At 54.4% G+C, this 15,223-nt stretch carries 21 protein-coding genes; 9 read left to right on the top strand and 12 right to left on the bottom strand.

Annotated elements, in window-relative coordinates; translation table 11 throughout:
• Positions 1–12 precede the first annotated feature (12 nt).
• A complete protein-coding gene (locus tag ACXKZD_RS11795; RefSeq protein ID WP_045140504.1) occupies positions 13–486 on the bottom strand; it encodes an NUDIX domain-containing protein in 474 nt (157 codons plus the stop codon).
• A gap of 44 nt (positions 487–530) precedes the next feature.
• On the bottom strand, positions 531–1,193 hold the full coding sequence (gene rluE / locus ACXKZD_RS11790; RefSeq protein ID WP_031293006.1) for a 23S rRNA pseudouridine(2457) synthase RluE: 663 nt from the start codon (positions 1,191–1,193) through the stop codon (positions 531–533).
• Positions 1,194–1,297: 104 nt separating this feature from the next.
• On the opposite strand from rluE, the gene icd reads away from it, so the two are divergent.
• The 3 genes from icd (at position 1,298) to ACXKZD_RS11775 (ending at position 4,565) form a co-directional block, all read left to right on the top strand.
• Complete coding sequence (gene icd, locus ACXKZD_RS11785; protein ID WP_010246256.1) at positions 1,298–2,548, top strand: NADP-dependent isocitrate dehydrogenase; 1,251 nt, start codon at positions 1,298–1,300, stop codon at positions 2,546–2,548.
• Between the two features lie 512 nt (positions 2,549–3,060).
• The gene (locus ACXKZD_RS11780; protein ID WP_010246253.1) at positions 3,061–3,258 is read left to right on the top strand and encodes a hypothetical protein; all 198 of its coding nucleotides are present in this window, start codon (positions 3,061–3,063) and stop codon (positions 3,256–3,258) included.
• A 299-nt stretch (positions 3,259–3,557) separates the two neighbouring features.
• Complete coding sequence (locus ACXKZD_RS11775; RefSeq protein WP_488981625.1) at positions 3,558–4,565, top strand: glycosyltransferase family 9 protein; 1,008 nt, start codon at positions 3,558–3,560, stop codon at positions 4,563–4,565.
• Here ACXKZD_RS11775 and ACXKZD_RS11770 read toward each other — a convergent pair.
• The 4 genes from ACXKZD_RS11770 to ACXKZD_RS11755 form a co-directional block, all read right to left on the bottom strand.
• Positions 4,559–4,897, bottom strand: coding sequence for a DUF1493 family protein (locus tag ACXKZD_RS11770; RefSeq protein WP_201500364.1), 339 nt, complete (start codon positions 4,895–4,897; stop codon positions 4,559–4,561). The two genes, ACXKZD_RS11775 and ACXKZD_RS11770, sit on opposite strands and share 7 nt — an antisense overlap.
• Positions 4,897–5,958 carry a glycosyltransferase family 9 protein gene (locus tag ACXKZD_RS11765; protein WP_089414310.1) on the bottom strand — a complete coding sequence of 354 codons (1,062 nt, stop codon included), beginning with the start codon at positions 5,956–5,958 and terminating at the stop codon, positions 4,897–4,899. The genes ACXKZD_RS11770 and ACXKZD_RS11765 overlap by 1 nt, the downstream gene beginning before the upstream one ends.
• Positions 5,959–6,321: 363 nt before the next feature.
• Positions 6,322–6,492, bottom strand: coding sequence for a hypothetical protein (locus tag ACXKZD_RS11760; RefSeq protein ID WP_010246238.1), 171 nt, complete (start codon positions 6,490–6,492; stop codon positions 6,322–6,324).
• A 168-nt stretch (positions 6,493–6,660) separates the two neighbouring features.
• Positions 6,661–6,909: an ElaB/YgaM/YqjD family protein gene (locus tag ACXKZD_RS11755; protein WP_010246235.1), complete on the bottom strand. Its 249-nt coding sequence runs from the start codon at positions 6,907–6,909 to the stop codon at positions 6,661–6,663.
• A gap of 212 nt (positions 6,910–7,121) precedes the next feature.
• On the opposite strand from ACXKZD_RS11755, the gene ACXKZD_RS11750 reads away from it, so the two are divergent.
• Positions 7,122–7,334 (top strand): DUF2767 family protein, encoded by a 213-nt coding sequence (locus ACXKZD_RS11750; RefSeq protein WP_010246232.1) that lies wholly within the window; start codon positions 7,122–7,124, stop codon positions 7,332–7,334.
• Between the two features lie 20 nt (positions 7,335–7,354).
• Here ACXKZD_RS11750 and ACXKZD_RS11745 read toward each other — a convergent pair whose 3' ends face one another.
• The 3 genes from ACXKZD_RS11745 to ACXKZD_RS11735 form a co-directional block, all read right to left on the bottom strand.
• Positions 7,355–8,365, bottom strand: coding sequence for a Ppx/GppA phosphatase family protein (locus tag ACXKZD_RS11745; RefSeq protein ID WP_340278211.1), 1,011 nt, complete (start codon positions 8,363–8,365; stop codon positions 7,355–7,357).
• Between the two features lie 23 nt (positions 8,366–8,388).
• On the bottom strand, positions 8,389–8,946 hold the full coding sequence (locus tag ACXKZD_RS11740) for a hypothetical protein (RefSeq protein WP_022625839.1): 558 nt from the start codon (positions 8,944–8,946) through the stop codon (positions 8,389–8,391).
• Positions 8,947–9,007: 61 nt separating this feature from the next.
• Complete coding sequence (locus tag ACXKZD_RS11735) at positions 9,008–9,337, bottom strand: hypothetical protein (RefSeq protein WP_010246223.1); 330 nt, start codon at positions 9,335–9,337, stop codon at positions 9,008–9,010.
• Between the two features lie 214 nt (positions 9,338–9,551).
• On the opposite strand from ACXKZD_RS11735, the gene ACXKZD_RS11730 reads away from it, so the two are divergent.
• The 3 genes from ACXKZD_RS11730 to ACXKZD_RS11720 all read left to right on the top strand — a co-directional run bounded on the left by ACXKZD_RS11730 (position 9,552) and on the right by ACXKZD_RS11720 (position 10,727).
• Complete coding sequence (locus tag ACXKZD_RS11730) at positions 9,552–9,731, top strand: hypothetical protein (protein WP_010246220.1); 180 nt, start codon at positions 9,552–9,554, stop codon at positions 9,729–9,731.
• Between the two features lie 184 nt (positions 9,732–9,915).
• Positions 9,916–10,299 (top strand): hypothetical protein, encoded by a 384-nt coding sequence (locus ACXKZD_RS11725; protein WP_010246217.1) that lies wholly within the window; start codon positions 9,916–9,918, stop codon positions 10,297–10,299.
• A gap of 14 nt (positions 10,300–10,313) precedes the next feature.
• On the top strand, positions 10,314–10,727 hold the full coding sequence (locus tag ACXKZD_RS11720) for a GNAT family N-acetyltransferase (RefSeq protein WP_010669877.1): 414 nt from the start codon (positions 10,314–10,316) through the stop codon (positions 10,725–10,727).
• On the opposite strand, the gene ACXKZD_RS11715 is transcribed toward ACXKZD_RS11720, so the two are convergent.
• Both ACXKZD_RS11715 and ldcA read right to left on the bottom strand, forming a co-directional pair.
• A complete protein-coding gene (locus tag ACXKZD_RS11715) occupies positions 10,728–11,390 on the bottom strand; it encodes an MBL fold metallo-hydrolase (RefSeq protein ID WP_488981624.1) in 663 nt (220 codons plus the stop codon).
• 22 nt (positions 11,391–11,412) lie between these two features.
• Complete coding sequence (gene ldcA / locus ACXKZD_RS11710; protein ID WP_488982085.1) at positions 11,413–12,336, bottom strand: muramoyltetrapeptide carboxypeptidase; 924 nt, start codon at positions 12,334–12,336, stop codon at positions 11,413–11,415.
• A 164-nt stretch (positions 12,337–12,500) separates the two neighbouring features.
• On the opposite strand from ldcA, the gene emtA reads away from it, so the two are divergent.
• Positions 12,501–13,130: a membrane-bound lytic murein transglycosylase EmtA gene (gene emtA, locus ACXKZD_RS11705; RefSeq protein ID WP_010246204.1), complete on the top strand. Its 630-nt coding sequence runs from the start codon at positions 12,501–12,503 to the stop codon at positions 13,128–13,130.
• Here the strand turns inward: emtA and ACXKZD_RS11700 are convergent.
• On the bottom strand, positions 13,123–14,097 hold the full coding sequence (locus tag ACXKZD_RS11700; protein ID WP_010246202.1) for a sugar-binding transcriptional regulator: 975 nt from the start codon (positions 14,095–14,097) through the stop codon (positions 13,123–13,125). The genes emtA and ACXKZD_RS11700 overlap by 8 nt on opposite strands.
• Before the next feature lie 183 nt (positions 14,098–14,280).
• Between ACXKZD_RS11700 and ACXKZD_RS11695 the strand changes: the two genes are divergently transcribed.
• Positions 14,281–15,222: a D-ribose ABC transporter substrate-binding protein gene (locus ACXKZD_RS11695; protein WP_010246199.1), complete on the top strand. Its 942-nt coding sequence runs from the start codon at positions 14,281–14,283 to the stop codon at positions 15,220–15,222.
• Position 15,223 lies beyond the last annotated feature (1 nt).

Here is a 15,223-nt window from a genome sequence, read left to right as displayed (position 1 = left end):
CGGCGCATTCTATCATGCAGAAGGCAGGCGCGCACCCTCGTGAAACGGCCACCGGAACGGGCTGACCAGATGTAGCGGGTAGCGCGTGCCCTGTTGCCACAGGCGTACGCTTTCCGCGACCAGCGGCGAACGCAGGTTAGAGGCAGTGAGAATCTGCGCTGGCGGCAACCACCAGCAGCAATCGATGTCGCTGTCCTGCGGCTGGGTTGGCGCTTTTTCCGCCAGATCCACGCCAAACAGAAAACGCACAAAAGGCGTATTGTCGGGCGCGATCCACTGGTTAATCGCGATGAAATAGTGCATCGGTGTGGCGATGCCAGTCTCTTCATAGAGTTCGCGCTCTGCGGCTTCCAGCAGAGTTTCATCCGCTTCAAGATGCCCGGCGGGCTGGTTCCAGGTGGGGCGACCGTTAATCGTCTCTTCCACCACCAGTAATTCACCTTCGGCCTGAACCAGACAGGCGACAGTAACATGAGGTTTAAACATCACTTCTCCGCAATTGTTAACCTGAGGTTATAAAAAACCGGTTTTCAGAGCGCACTTTCGCTGAGTTCACGCCACGCGCCCGGAGCCAGATCGTCGAGCGAATAACTCCCCATCGCGTACCGGATCAATCGCAATGTGGGAAAGCCAATGTGGGCGGTCATCCGGCGAACCTGACGATTACGGCCTTCATACAGCGTGATTTTCAGCCACTGCGTCGGGATGTTTTTACGCTCGCGGATGGGTGGCTGACGTGGCCAGAGCCACTCAGGCTCAGCCACTTTTTCTACCCCAGCGGGCAGCGTCAACCCATCTTTCAGATTAACCCCATCCCGCAAAGGCTGCAGATCCGTCTCCTGTGGCTCGCCTTCCACCTGCACATAATAGATCTTACCTGTGCGTTTGCCGGGCTGAGTCAGCGCAGCCTGCAGCGCGCCGTCGTTGGTCAGCACCATCAATCCTTCGCTGTCGCGATCGAGGCGACCTGCGGCATAAACCTCTGCGACGCTGACAAAATCCTTCAGTGTTCGGCGGCCCGCTTCATCGGTGAATTGCGGTAACACGTCGAACGGTTTGTTAAACAGAATCACGCGGCGCGGAGCCGCAGGGCGGGCAGGGGAACGCCGCGCATCACGCGTCGGGCGGCTGAATCGTTTATCCTGGTGAATTCGTTGAGAAGTTTTTCGCATGGGCTTTGCAGTCAGAAACATTCGGCGCATTATAACGTGAAATTGCGGTGATTGGCGTGGCGGAAATATTCAAGTAGTATTGACGCGCATCTTACAAATCATTAACAAACGCCCAGGAGAGGTTAATGGAAAGCAAAGTAGTTGTTCCGGCGGAAGGTCAGAAAATCACCCTGAATCAGGGCAAGCTCACAGTGCCAAACAATCCGGTCATCCCTTACATTGAGGGTGACGGTATCGGTGTTGATGTTTCCCCGGTAATGCTGAAAGTCGTCGATGCGGCGGTGAAGAAAGCCTACAACGGCGAGCGTAAGATCTCCTGGATGGAGATTTACACCGGTGAGAAGTCAGTTGAACTCTACGGCCAGGATGTCTGGCTGCCACAGGAAACTCTCGACTTAATCAAAGAATATCGCGTAGCCATTAAAGGCCCACTGACCACCCCGGTCGGCGGCGGTATTCGTTCACTGAACGTGGCCCTGCGTCAGGAGCTTGACCTCTACGTCTGCCTGCGTCCGGTACGTTACTACAAAGGCACGCCAAGCCCGGTTAAACGTCCTGAAGAGACCGACATGGTGATCTTCCGTGAAAACTCCGAAGATATCTATGCTGGTATCGAGTGGAAAGCGGGTTCTGCCGAAGCGGACAAAGTGATCAAGTTCCTGCGCGAAGAGATGGGCGTGAAGAAAATTCGCTTCCCTGAGCAGTGCGGTATCGGCGTTAAGCCGTGTTCAGAAGCGGGCACCAAACGTCTGGTGCGCGCGGCAGTGGAATACACCATCACTAACGATCGTGATTCACTGACCCTGGTCCACAAAGGCAACATCATGAAGTTCACCGAAGGCTCTTTCAAAGACTGGGGATACCAGTTAGTGAAAGAAGAGTTCGGCGGCGAACTGATCGACGGTGGCCCGTGGATGAAGTTCAAAAACCCGAACACCGGCAAAGAGATCATCGTTAAAGATGTGATTGCTGATGCGTTCCTGCAACAGATCCTGCTGCGTCCGGCTGAGTATGACGTTATCGCCTGTATGAACCTGAACGGTGACTACATCTCTGACGCTCTGGCAGCGCAGGTTGGCGGTATTGGTATCGCACCAGGCGCCAACATCGGTGACGAGTGTGCGCTGTTCGAAGCGACCCACGGTACAGCACCTAAGTATGCAGGTCAGGATAAAGTGAACCCAGGTTCAATTATTCTGTCCGCAGAAATGATGCTGCGTCACATGGAGTGGTTCGAAGCGGCTGACCTGATTGTTAAAGGTGTTGAAGGCGCTATCGCTAACAAGACCGTGACTTACGATTTCGAACGCCTGATGGATGGCGCTAAACTGCTGAAATGTTCAGAGTTTGGTGACGCGATCATCGAAAATATGTAATCGGCTTTACGTAACATATAGCCAGCACGGATGTAAAAATCGTGTTGGCTTTTTACTTCCCGCTTTCTTTCCCCAAAACTCTTCATAAAATCACCTTCACGCAGCAACCACAATCCAGGCTTTGCCGCGATCATCGTTATAGCGATTACTCATCTAAGCGCTTATTGCTCTCGCACCGTACTGTTTAAGACATTTTCTCCGTGAGAGTGCTGCTAAATCATTTCCCGCTGCATGGCATTTTACTCTCTCTGCAAATTGAATTGTCTGATGCCACGGTAAAAGAGTGAGTGAAAGCATATCTGTCATCCACCCTGTCACACCTGATTTGTTAAACGACCCTCTGTTAATCTCTTTCAGTATCAGTTAAGCGCCCGGCATTAAATGTGTCGGGCCACGTTATTTGATCCTTACAGCTGATTCATTTTTGTAACCTGTACCACAAAAAAATAGAGTTACGCATGATCCGGTTGCCGCAGACGTGTACGCTTCTGCCGATACAGAGGGAGAGCATTATGGATGATGAAGCGGTAAGTGATGCTATTGCGGCATGTCGCCTGCTATTTGGACAGGCGGTGATGGAAATCGTGGCTGAAAATAAGCCGGTGACTGGTGAAGCCATTTCTGAAAAAATTCATCAAATGTTTACCGGAATCAACCCGGAACCCGTGATGACGCTGGCTATCAGCCTGCTGACAACCCGCGCCGACTGACCGATCCCGGTCATCAAGCCAAAGACCTCAGGCCGCCATGGGCGGCCTTTTCCTTTCTATACGCTGGCCCGGCAGGGCCGACGCCGTAAAATAATAATCCGGTTAATAATTCAGGCCTGTCTCTGGCCTGTCGTGCTGGCCTCATATTTTAACAATATCGCAACTATGGAACCAATCTGACACTGCGCTGACTAATTTGCTGACTATACCGTTACGTTACCGTTTTCAGAACGTTAACCGGGCGAGTCTTACTTTTATTCAGCCAGAACGGCGTAGCATTTGCGCAGAGGATGTCAGACATGCGGTTTTTAATTATTTGTCGGGATAATATTGGCGACACTTTACTGACCACGCCGCTGATCAGTGCGCTGGCGCAGTCGGGGCAGCATCAGGTCGACGTGCTGACTAACAATTATGCTGCGCCAGTGTTGCAGCATAATCCCGATATCCGGCAGCTCTTCTATTACACCAAACTGCATCACCGTGAGGCAGGGCAGGGACGACTGGCCTGTCTCTTACAGCGACTGAAGCTGATGCTGACGCTGAAAAAACAGCGTTACGATGTGGTGATTCTGGCAAAAAGCCGCTGGGATCAGCATGGCCTGAAGTGGGTTAAAACAGTGCGTCCTGCCAGAGTGATCGCCCTGGGCCATCCCCATCCGCTGATTACCGATCTGCTGCCGCCACCCAGCCAGTTGCCGTGTCATATCAGTGAAACCCTGTTTAGCCTGGGGCGGCCTTTCAATCTCAGCGCCACAGCGCCAGGCAAACTGACGCTGCTGCCGGATGCGGCAATCGCGGCCAGCCTGCGTGACAGCTGTGCGATTGATCCCGCTGTTCCGGTCTATGCATTGCAAATCAGCGCCCGCAAGCCGAGCCAGCAGTGGGAAGCCGCGCGGTTTGCCGGGCTGGCTGAAAAAATCGCGGCGCGTCATCCCTGCCAGATAATGCTGCTCTGGTCACCCGGTAGCCGTGATAATCCGCGTCATCCGGGAGATGATGAAAAAGCGCGTGAAATTATGGCGCTCTGCCCGCATCTGCCGATCAAAGCGGTGGCAACCACCAGCCTGCCGCAGTTGATTGCAGCAATGTCGTTGTGTCAGGGGCTGGTGAGCAGTGATGGCGGGGCAATGCACATTGGTGCGGCGCTGGGATTGCCGGTCGTCGCGCTGTTTGGCGACAGCGATCCGGCGTGCTGGCATCCGTGGCAGGTTAACTATCAGGTGCTGCAACCGGCGTCACGTGAGGTCAATGCGCTCAGCAGCAGCGAGGTCTATGACGCGTTCGCCCATACCATTACTCAGTAATCCTCTTCAGGCCAGCGTCCCAGTCTGGCCGCTTCACACAGCATGGCGACCGTCAGTGGACGATAAGGCTGTGCTGTGCCCGCAGTAAACCAGTTTGCCACTGCAAAGCGCCGTCGGCGCGGCTCCGGAAAATAGCGGGCGTCATCATACTGTTCTGAACAGACGCCGAAAGTGATAAAAAAATCACTCATCAGAATGGCAAAATCCACCTCACTCAGCGGTAACTGCTGGATATGAAACCCCGTCCGATCCACTTTCCGGAACCAGCCCAGTGCGGTTGGCTGATTGTGGTGCTCAATCAGCGCAATGATGGATTGAGAAAGGTCGTTCATTACCCCACCAGCTTCGCCACGGCCTGCCCGACCTCATCGGCCTTGATCGTTGCCATCGGATGCTGTGAGGCGGTTTTATCCGGACGGTGGATAATGATGTGGCGATCGCTGTCCTGGCAGGGACCGGTATATCGCGGATTGGCGGTGGAGAACAGGCTGACCGTTGGCGTCTGTGCGGCCACGGCGATGTGCAGTGGACCGGTGTCCCCGGTAACCAGCACATCCAGCGTGCGAATCAGGCTAATCAGGCCGCTGAGATTCGTTTTACCCGCCATCGGGGTCACACACTTACGGTAGTGCAGGGGCAGGCTTTCAATAAATTCCTGCTCAAGAGGCTGCTCAGCGGCGGTGCCGGTAACGATAATTTCCGTGTCAGGCCAGCGTTCAAGCAAAGCTGTCGCCAGCTGGCTGAAGGAGGCCAGCGGCCAGCGGCGAATATCTTTTGATGCCCCTAACTGAAAACCGATACGGCGATGGTCAGCCTTTGCAGTCGGACTGTTGTTCAGTGACGGAAGGTGCATCCGGGTCTGCTCTGTCTCTGCGCCAAGGACTTCAATCAGTTTCAGCTTACGCTTGATGGTATGGTCATCAAAATAGCCTGAATAGTGATCGAGATATTTATTTAGCAGAGGCGACTCGCGGCCGTAATGATCGCGCACAATTACCTTACTGCCGGTCAGTACCGAGCTCATAATATCGTAGGGGAAATGGGCGTGTAATATTACTGACAGGTCAGGTTTCTGACGGCGCAGTTTGAAAAAAAGCGGCAGGAAATTCGCCAGTTTGTTATCCCAGATATAGATCTTATCAAACCAGTTATAACGGCTGACGAGATCCTTATTTTTCTTGCTGGAAACCAGAATAAACTTGCTGGCGGGAAAGCGATTTTTCAGGCTCCAGATAGCCGGCGTATTCATCAGAAAGTCGCCCAGTGCCGTGGTGGAGTAAATCACCACTGTTTGTGGGGCCAGGTCGTGCAAGGCCTGTGGTTTTGTTCTGCTGGAAAATCGAGAATAGAGCGTTAAAAGTCGGTCTATCAGATAAATCTTTTTTTTCTTCACGTCTGAATTCTCTTAAACGTATCAATAATATTTAACAAAAGGTGTTGTGAGTTATTAGAGAATATTTCTGCGACTAAAGTTCATTATTAAGGTTTATTTTTTCGCTGCCGTAGAAATTTCGTTTAAATTGTTTCCACAATTTTAATGTTGTTTATTCTGGGTATATATACAGAATTGTGTAAAAGAAGTAAGAGATTATTAAAAAGAGATGGGATGATTCTTATAAAAAGGAAAGTATGGAAAATATTCTGATTCCGGCCATAACTAATAGCAGGTTAATTATTAGCGGAATTATTCTATGACTTCTATCTATTAAAAAACATGCGATAAAACAAACCCCGGCACGTGAGCCGGGGCAGGGTATTACGACTGTGGCTGACCCACCGGGCCTGAACCCAGCGTACCGCCCGGTGACGACTGACCGCTTGGTGCATGAGGGCGGCCATCATCTTTAATTGCGTCGCTCTTCTGCGAGCAGCCCGCCAGAGAGGTTAAGGTCGCTGCAACCAGCAGCAGGGCAGGAATTGTTTTCATAAGGTCACCTTGATGTTGTCAGAAAGAGACGAAACCAGACTAAGCATAGATACTTACCGCATTCTGGCCTGAAAAGGCTTATCTTTCAGATGTTTCTCAGCCGGCGGAGAGAGTCCAGGCAAAAAAAACGGAAGCCAGTGGCTCCCGTTCTGTTGACGTTCAGCGCGATTACTTGCGGCCCAGCAGGAAGCCGATAAATACGCCAACGCCTGCAGCAACGGCCAGACCTGCAACAGGATTGGATTGAACCTGATCCTTGATACAGTCAGCAGCATCGCGGGCAGCATAGCTTGCCTGGTTGGTGTAACGGCGTGCTGCGCCTTTAGCCTGATGCTCAGATGAACCGGTTGCTGCACCCCATTGTTCCTGAACTGCGCCAGCGGCTTCTTTTACTTTATCTTCGATTTTTCCTGACATTTATTGCTCCTTGGTTTTGAGTGAGACCCTCAAAGCGTAGCAAAGATAGTGAATTCTGCTCCTCCAGCGGAGGAAAATGGGCTAAAAAATCATTTCTGGCTGTTAATGGCGCTGCGTTTGCGGGTAAGGGATTTACTGTCTAGCCTTTGGAAAGAGAGGCGCACTCAGGCGCTGCCACAGCCATAGTCAAAGCTACAGCCGGAGGATAAGCAATGAAACGTGATGCACTGAATGATGACGACTATGACGAAGTCTGCCGGGTCATTGGCGATGCGGTCATTGTGCTGTCGGAGCGCGGCCATGACACCCGCCGTGGCGAAATCTACGACCTGCTTAAACGTATACGTCAGCAGCGGGCCCACAGTGAACGGGATGAGCAGCGGATGCTGGATCATGCTATCCGGCTGATTAAGCCTGAGGTTTAGCATAGTGCGGAAACGCTGCGCTACTGCAGCAGCACGCCCTGAATCAGACTGGCCTCAACAATCGTAACCTCATTAATTTTCAGCGCCTGCATATAACCTTCAACCAGTAAGAGATTGCTGACATCAGTGGCCCGGTAGTCGCCCGGGAGTTCACTGTCGCCTTTCCAGACCTGCTGCTGCGACAGCTGACTTAATGTCGTCAGGCTGTAACGATGGGGTTTGCCCGGTAACTGATTGCGGATTGAAAAACCATGGACGCCGCCGATGCCAATGACCCGACGGCTCGCCAGATCCTGTTTAATCTGCGGACTGACCTCATTAGCGGCATAAAATTGCACAAAGCGCAGCACCGACTGCCGCCAGGAGCCAATCGGATTAGGGGATTTGGCCTCCGGGCTGTTCTTCAGCACCGTCAGAATAAAGTTTTTCAGCGTCACCGAGGCCAGTTTGCCCTGATAGATATCTGCAACCGGCTGACCCGCCTGCTGTCGCCAGGCAGTCATCTGCATCGATCCCCCACCAATATCCCAGACCAGCAGCTGCTCATCACGGATCGCCGGATCGTTAAGCGCGGCTTTAGCGGAGAGGAAACCGAGTTTCGCTTCCTGCTGCTGCGAGATGATGCTGATTTGCGCACCGGTCTGGCGCTGCAACTGATCGATGACCGCCTGACCGTTGCTGGCGTTGCGGAACACCGCCGTGGCAACGCCGCTGATCCGCTGTGGATGAAAGCGCTGTGCCTGCGTTAAAAGCTGCTGCAGGGCAGCGGCACCTTCATGAGTCATCGCCGGGCCGAGCTGATTATCTGTTGAATGCGCTAAGGCCTCGTTCCAGGCCACGGCGCGCTGATCCTGATACAGCATCTTTTCGATGCGCAGCTGGCAGACATTGACACGGGCTACCGCAATTTTGGTGGTGCCGGAACCGATATCCAGACCGGCGCGAATTTGCTGGCAGCGATCGGCCTGGGCAGCAGCGGCAAAAAACAGTGAGCAGAACAGCGTGACAGCAGACAGCGCAGCAGAACGCATAGCGACTCCGGGTGCAATGAGGATCAGAGTGAACGGGCGGCGACGCAGGCCGGATAGACGCTCACCAGGAAGTGACGCAGATGATCAAAACACCATTCGGCGTCATCCGCCTGTGGGCAATAGAACTGAATAGTGATCTTTTCATAATCGCGCTGACGCTGGCGCAACGGCGACCAGCTCCAGTCGAGTACCGAACGGGCATAATTGACCAGCGTCTCCGCGGGCATCTGATGTTGCTGCTCCTGCCCGGTCAGGTAGCGATAAAAGTTCGCTTCCAGCTGCAGCGCCTCCTCAAAGCCGTGTTGCGGCAGGTCGGGACGAAAAGCCACATCGATAAAGCCACAGACCGCATCTGCCTGCTGCTGCCAGTCGCAGGCCAGGGTCATAAAAAGCCCCTCCTGCAGATTGATCTCCTCGACCAGCCGCCGCAGATTCACTGAATGGTTCAGCACCGCGATCTCCTCAAGGCGACCGGTTTCCAGCGTCAGATCAAAGCCACAGGGATTCACGGAGCCATCCGCATTGCGGGTGGCGGGGAAGGGGAAGTCGATATAACCGTTGTTATCCAGACGCTTTTCCATCGGGGAGACCTGCTGCTTGACGTTTCCTGACAATAAACCATCTGGCAGCAGGATTCATCCCTTATGGACAGGTCCAGGTGATTTGGGTGTCCTGGTAAGGGTTGATCAGGCGGAACTGCTTATCTGACAGGCGCTGCGCGTAATAGCCCTCAGGCGTGACGGCGGAGGGAACATATTTAAAGCGATCCAGCGACTGCAGCGGGCCACTCTTAACGCTGACCTTATCCCGGGTCACGGTGAAGCTATTAACCAGATCAAAAATCACGCCCTGGGTATGCCCCATCGACTGACCATAAATTGTCGAGACCTCACCCGGACATTCCACCCCTTTCGGGCCAGATGAACATCCAGTCACCATCGCGATGAGGATAAAAATGCTGAGACGCATCATGATTTTCTACCTGCTTCAATCCCTGGGAGTTTCGTGGCGCAGAGTCTATCCTGCTGCGTCACTGATTACTTAATCATAGCAGTTTACGCTGCGCTTCCTGTTTGTGATTTGTTTAATCGTTAAGCAACAGGAATGTAAAAGGGTGACTTTGCTTATCAATAAACGTTATTCTTGGCTCCTTTGCGCACCACTTAGGCAAATTCAGGGATAAATGATGAACGAAGAAGAAGCAAGTCTAATGATTATTCGCCATGCGATTGACCAGTTAGAAGCCGATAAGAAGCAACAGGTGATCGCTTGTTCAGCGGATATACGTGCAGCAATGCAGGCTTATGATAGCGAGAATGCCGGGCTGGCACTGATGTTAGTGGCCGCCGAGGTAGCAGCCGAATAATCATATCCGGTCAGTGTGGCAGCCTGTTACGCTGGCCGGATTACTTTATTTTTTCTCAACTTTCAGATTTCTTCGCACGCCGATTCTATCTTTCAATGGTCTTGCTGCGGGTTGCCCCGCGTCCCTTCTCCGTCCTGTGATGTGTTAAGCTAAAAAACCTCAATAAAATCAGCGGAGACACAGCATGAAGGCAGCGTTAATTGCCCTGGGCCTGCTGGCCTGTCACATCGCACCCGCCTGGAGCGAGACGGAATTTCAGCTTAACTGTCCCGGCCGGACAACCATGACCGTTTCGCGTGCCGAATATGGGTTAACCACGTTAATGTGGCCGCCGGGGCATTTCCAGATTGCTGCCGGTCAGCAGCGTACCCGTTTAGAGGCGGGTGATAAGGTGGCGATTACCCGCTTTCGCAATGGCGATCAGCTGATTGTGAACCAGCGCAGCCAGGCGACCTTTTTTGTCTACCGCGACAGCGATAAACTGCTGCCCTGCAGCCGCAGCGAAAAACGCGATGTTGATGCGTTGAGCCTGGAGCGCTACGACGATCGTCAGCACTCCGACACTTAACCCACGGAGCCACTATGCAACCCGAAATTACCGACAAGGTCACGACGCAGGATCTGGATGAAGTCAGGCTGGGTCTGACTGCGTTCAACAGCAAATATATTAATATTGATGAGATCAGATCGATCGGCGTGTTTATTCGTGATGACCAGGGCAGAAAGCTGGCCGGACTGACCGGATCAACCGCCGGAAACTGGCTGCGGATCGATATGCTGTGGGTGAGTGAGGCGCTACGCGGGCAGGGGGCGGGCAGTAAGCTGATGCAGGCGGCAGAGCAGGAGGCGCGGGATCGCGGCTGCCGCTTTGCCCAGGTGGATACCGCCAGTTTTCAGGCGCGACCGTTTTATGAAAAGCTCGGCTATACGCTGCGCTTCAGCCTGGATAACTATCCGCGGCATCATCAGCGCCACTATCTGACGAAAGCCCTGTAATCAGAATAATGGTTGCTGACGCAAATCCAGCGGATGCTGTTCTGCTTCATCAATCGCGGCCAGCCAGCTCTGCAGCGTAACTTTTTTCCAGGAGAGATGCCCGCGCGTGGTACTCATCAGCACCACGTCGGGACGCAGGGAGCGGTAAAACTCCAGCGTCTGGCTCAGCTCAGCCGGATTACTGTCCGGCACCAGCACCGTGATCCAGCGGTCATGCGAACGTGTCACGGTATCGCCAACAAACAGATAGGTCAGCCCCAGCGGCGAGGTGTAGAGATAGCTGCAACTGCCCGGTGTGTGTCCTGGCGTTGGCAGCAGATGGAAATCCCCGAAGTGCGTCTCCTGCTGGTAAAAGGTGTCATCAGGCTCAGCAAAACGGCTGATGGGGCCCAGCGATCGGCTATGGCAGTAAAGTGCGCTGCTGAAGCGCTGCTGGATCAGCGCCGCACCGGGCGCGGATTCATGCCAGTGGGTGAGGTAGTGGCGGATAACGCCGCCGGTATCGGCCATGACTTCATGATCGAGCGGATTTTCTACGCGGCCAATCAACAGATTGCCGCGCGGGTGACGCAGCATAAAGCCATGCATCATCAGGTCATTAACGGCATCTTCCACCGGAAATTCCGGGGTTGAGATCCACAAATCGTCATACAACGGCTTCAATGTCGATCTCCTGAAACAAACGCTATTCCCGCAGGACGGGATGCCCGGTCGCCTGCAAACGGGCGTGGCCCTGGCTGACCGCTAATCGTGCGCTGGCACCCAAAGGCAGTGTTACGGTGTCAGCGGCATGACCAAAATCTAATCCACAAATCAGCGGCAGACCGGTGGTGTCACGCAGTCGCTGCCAGACGGTTCTGAAGTCAAACCCGTTGTCATATTCTGTCAGGGCTGTACTGGTGAAGCTGCCGGTAACGATCGCCCGCTGTCGCGCCAGAATGCCGCTCTGCTGCAGCTGAATCAGCATGCGTTCAATGCGGAACGGATGCTCATTCACATCCTCAATCACCAGAATGCCGTTCTCAAACTGCGGTATCCACGGCGTGCCAACCAGTGAGCAGATCATCGCCAGATTCCCGCCCCACAGCGTACCCTGCCATTCACCCTCGTCAGGCGTTTCGCTTTGCCATGTCACCTCTACTGTAGGTGAAGTCAGTGCCTGCCAGAAGTGGTGAAGGGTAAATTCAGATAAGGTCGCGGCGCCGAAGTTACCGGCCAGCATCGGTGCGCTGAAGGTAATCAGGCCGACCTGCGCCAGCAGCGCCAGCTGAATCGCGGTGAAGTCGCTGTGGCCGCACAGCGCGAGCGGCTGATTCAGCAGACGGCGTTGCAGGCCGATGTAATCGATGGACTCCAGTAACCGGCTGGCACCATAACCGCCACGCACCGCCAGCACCACATCGGGCAGCGTGCTGAGGCTGGCAAGCTGGTTGATATCCGCCAGGCGCTCCGCGTCCGTACCGGCGAAGCGCTGAAAACGGCGGGTGATCACCTGCTCGTTCTCTACCTGATGGCCGGCCGCGCGCAGTCGTGCAATGCCCTGCAGCGCCGCAGGCTGATTGTGACAGTAACCGGAGGGGGAGATAAGACGAACTGAACGTGAAATCATCATACTTTCCTGCTGTTAGCGCCTGACTGACGGCGATGATGGCGAAAAGCGCCGCTGAAGTCACGGTACGCGCCGCATTTTCATGCATTTAGGATAAACGGTAATTTTGCTCTCAGGCTGCCTGGGTATGATAGCATTCGCCACAACAGCTACGAGATGAAAAATTGCTGAAAATCCGACACCTTATACTCTCAGCGTTACTCCTGACCGGCTGTGCCAGCGAGCCACCGCACCATGCCGTTAAGCAGCGCAACACGCCATTAACTCAGGCACCGCCGTCCAGCGTCAATGGCACCTGGGCGATGTTTACCGAAGATGCCGCCAGTCATTATGGCGTTGATGAGAAGTTGATCAGCGCCATTATCAGTGTCGAGTCGGGTGGAAATCCGGGCGTGGTGAGCCGTTCAAATGCGGTGGGGCTAATGCAGATTAAAGCTTCGACCGCCGGGCGCGAAGTCTATCGCACGCTGGGCCGTCGTGGTCAGCCGTCGAATGCCGAGTTGCGCGATCCGGCCAAAAATATTGATATCGGCACCGCCTATATCCGCATTCTGCAGAACTCCGCGCTGTCGGGCATCCGCGATCCGCTGACCCTGCGCTATGCCACCATCGTCTCTTATGCCAACGGCGCAGGAGCGTTACTGCGGACTTTCTCCAGCGATCGCGATCGGGCCATTGCGATGATCAATGCGATGTCACCGGATGAGTTCTATCAGCATGTGCAGAACAAGCATCCGGCGGCGCAGGCCCCGCGCTATCTGTGGAAAGTCACCACGGCTTACCGCACTATCTGACCGGTTGTGATGAATCCTGCGGCGTGAGCAGTAGCCGCGCCGTGGGATAGTCGATGATCAGCACCTTGATGTAGCCGCCCAGCAGCGCACCGCGAATCGCCTGCGCTTTCTCTCTTCCGCCTGCCAGCCCGACCACCTGTGGACACTGTTTCACCTGCGCCAGCTCCATACCAATCACCGGATCTTCTTCTGCTTTCAGCACCGGCTGTCCGCAGGCGTCGAAATAGTGCAGACAGATATCGCCTACCGCACCGCGCGCCGCCAGCGTTTGCAGCATCCTGCCATCGTAGTAGTTGCCCGAATTACGTAACAGCGCCGACGGCTCCAGATCGCCAATGCCGACAATCGCCAGGTCGACCTGCTCAAATTTACTCAGCACCTCGGCGACCTCTGCGTTGGCAGAGAGCCGCTGGCGATCGCTGACCGAATGCTCAATCGACTGCGATGGCAGCAGCCAGGCGGGGCAGTTCAGCAGCGCCGCCAGATTTTGCGTCAGAATCGTGGCCTGCACATTGCCGTTAGCCCCGACGCCACCCAGCAGCTGGATCACCCCTTTGCAGGCGCTGTTGAGCGGATGCAGCGCATCCACCATCGCCCGGATCGTGCCGCTCCATGACGAAATACCAATCAGCTCATCGTTTCGCAGTCGGGTCTCCAGATAGTGAGCGGCCGCCGATCCAATCGCCTGCTTAATCTGCAGCGACGACGCCTGGTCCGGCACATCCACCACAATCGCCTGCGGCAGGTTATAGGTCTGCTCAATGGCCTTTTCCAGCTCAGGGTAGACGTTGGCTGGTGGCACCACGCTGATCTTGACCACACCTTCTTTCACGCTGCGATTAAGAATGCGTGAGACAAACGACTGCGATAAGGTCAGCGACTGCGCAATCTCTGACTGCTTCAACCCTTCGACATAGTAAAGGGTGGCAATTTTCACCATCAATCGCTGTTCATCCTGTTTTGCCATCGGTTTTTCCCTCTCTGATTCTGCCCGGTATTGTTAACCAGGATGATCAAAATCACAACGCAGGCTAATTTGTGATCGTTTTCGCTTTTTGACGATCGCGCATTGGACGGCACGTCAGCGCGGGCGCATAGTCATTATGCATATAAAATCGCGTGTGAATATATATTCAAGCGGAGAAAAATAATGACTCGTCCTCTGATCAAACTGACCCTGCTCGCATCGATGCTCGCCTTTTCAGCGACCGCGCTGGCGGCAGAGCAAGGCCTGCTGGCGATTATCACCCCATCCCATGACAACCCGTTCTTTAAAGCCGAGGCGGAAGGGGCCTTAGCGAAAGCCAAAGAGCTGGGTTACGCCACGCTGGTGGCGTCGCACGATGATGACGTAAACAAGCAAAACCAGCTGATTGAGACCGCGATTGCGCGCAAAGCCAAAGCGATCATTCTTGATAACGCTGGTGCCGACGCCACCGTCGGGCCGGTGCAGAAAGCCAAAGATGCGGGGATCCCGACCTTCCTGATTGACCGGGAGATCAACAAAACCGGCATCGCGGTAGCGCAGATCGTCTCTAACAACTATCAGGGGGCGCAGCTGGGCGCGGAGAAATTTGCGAAATTGCTGGGCGGCAAAGGGGACTATGTTGAACTGCTGGGCAAAGAGTCTGACACCAACGCGGGCGTGCGGTCGCAGGGCTATCACGATGTGCTGGATGACTACAGCGACATGAAAATGGTGGCTCAGCAGAGCGCCAACTGGAGTCAGACCGAAGCCTTCAGCCGCATGGAAACCCTGCTGCAGAAACACCCCAACATCGTTGGCGTCATCTCCGGTAACGACACCATGGCGCTGGGTGCCGAAGCCGCGCTGAAAGCCGCCGGGAAAACATCGGTGATCGTGGTGGGCTTTGATGGCAGCGACTACACCCGCGATTCGATCCTCAACAAAGGCAATATTAAAGCGACGGTGCTGCAGCCGGGCTGGGATCAGGCGCAGATGGCGGTCACGCAGGCGGATTACTACCTGAAGAACGGCAAAGCGCAGAAACAGGAGAAGCAACTGATGGACTGCGTGCTGATTGACGACAGCAACGCCGCTAAGCTGAAAAACTTCAACCTGGCGAAATAAC

The sequence above is a fragment of the Pantoea sp. ABR1s genome, assembly GCF_057812235.1.
Note: the sequence above shows the minus strand (reverse complement) of the source record. Positions and strands in the feature narration are given on the sequence as shown.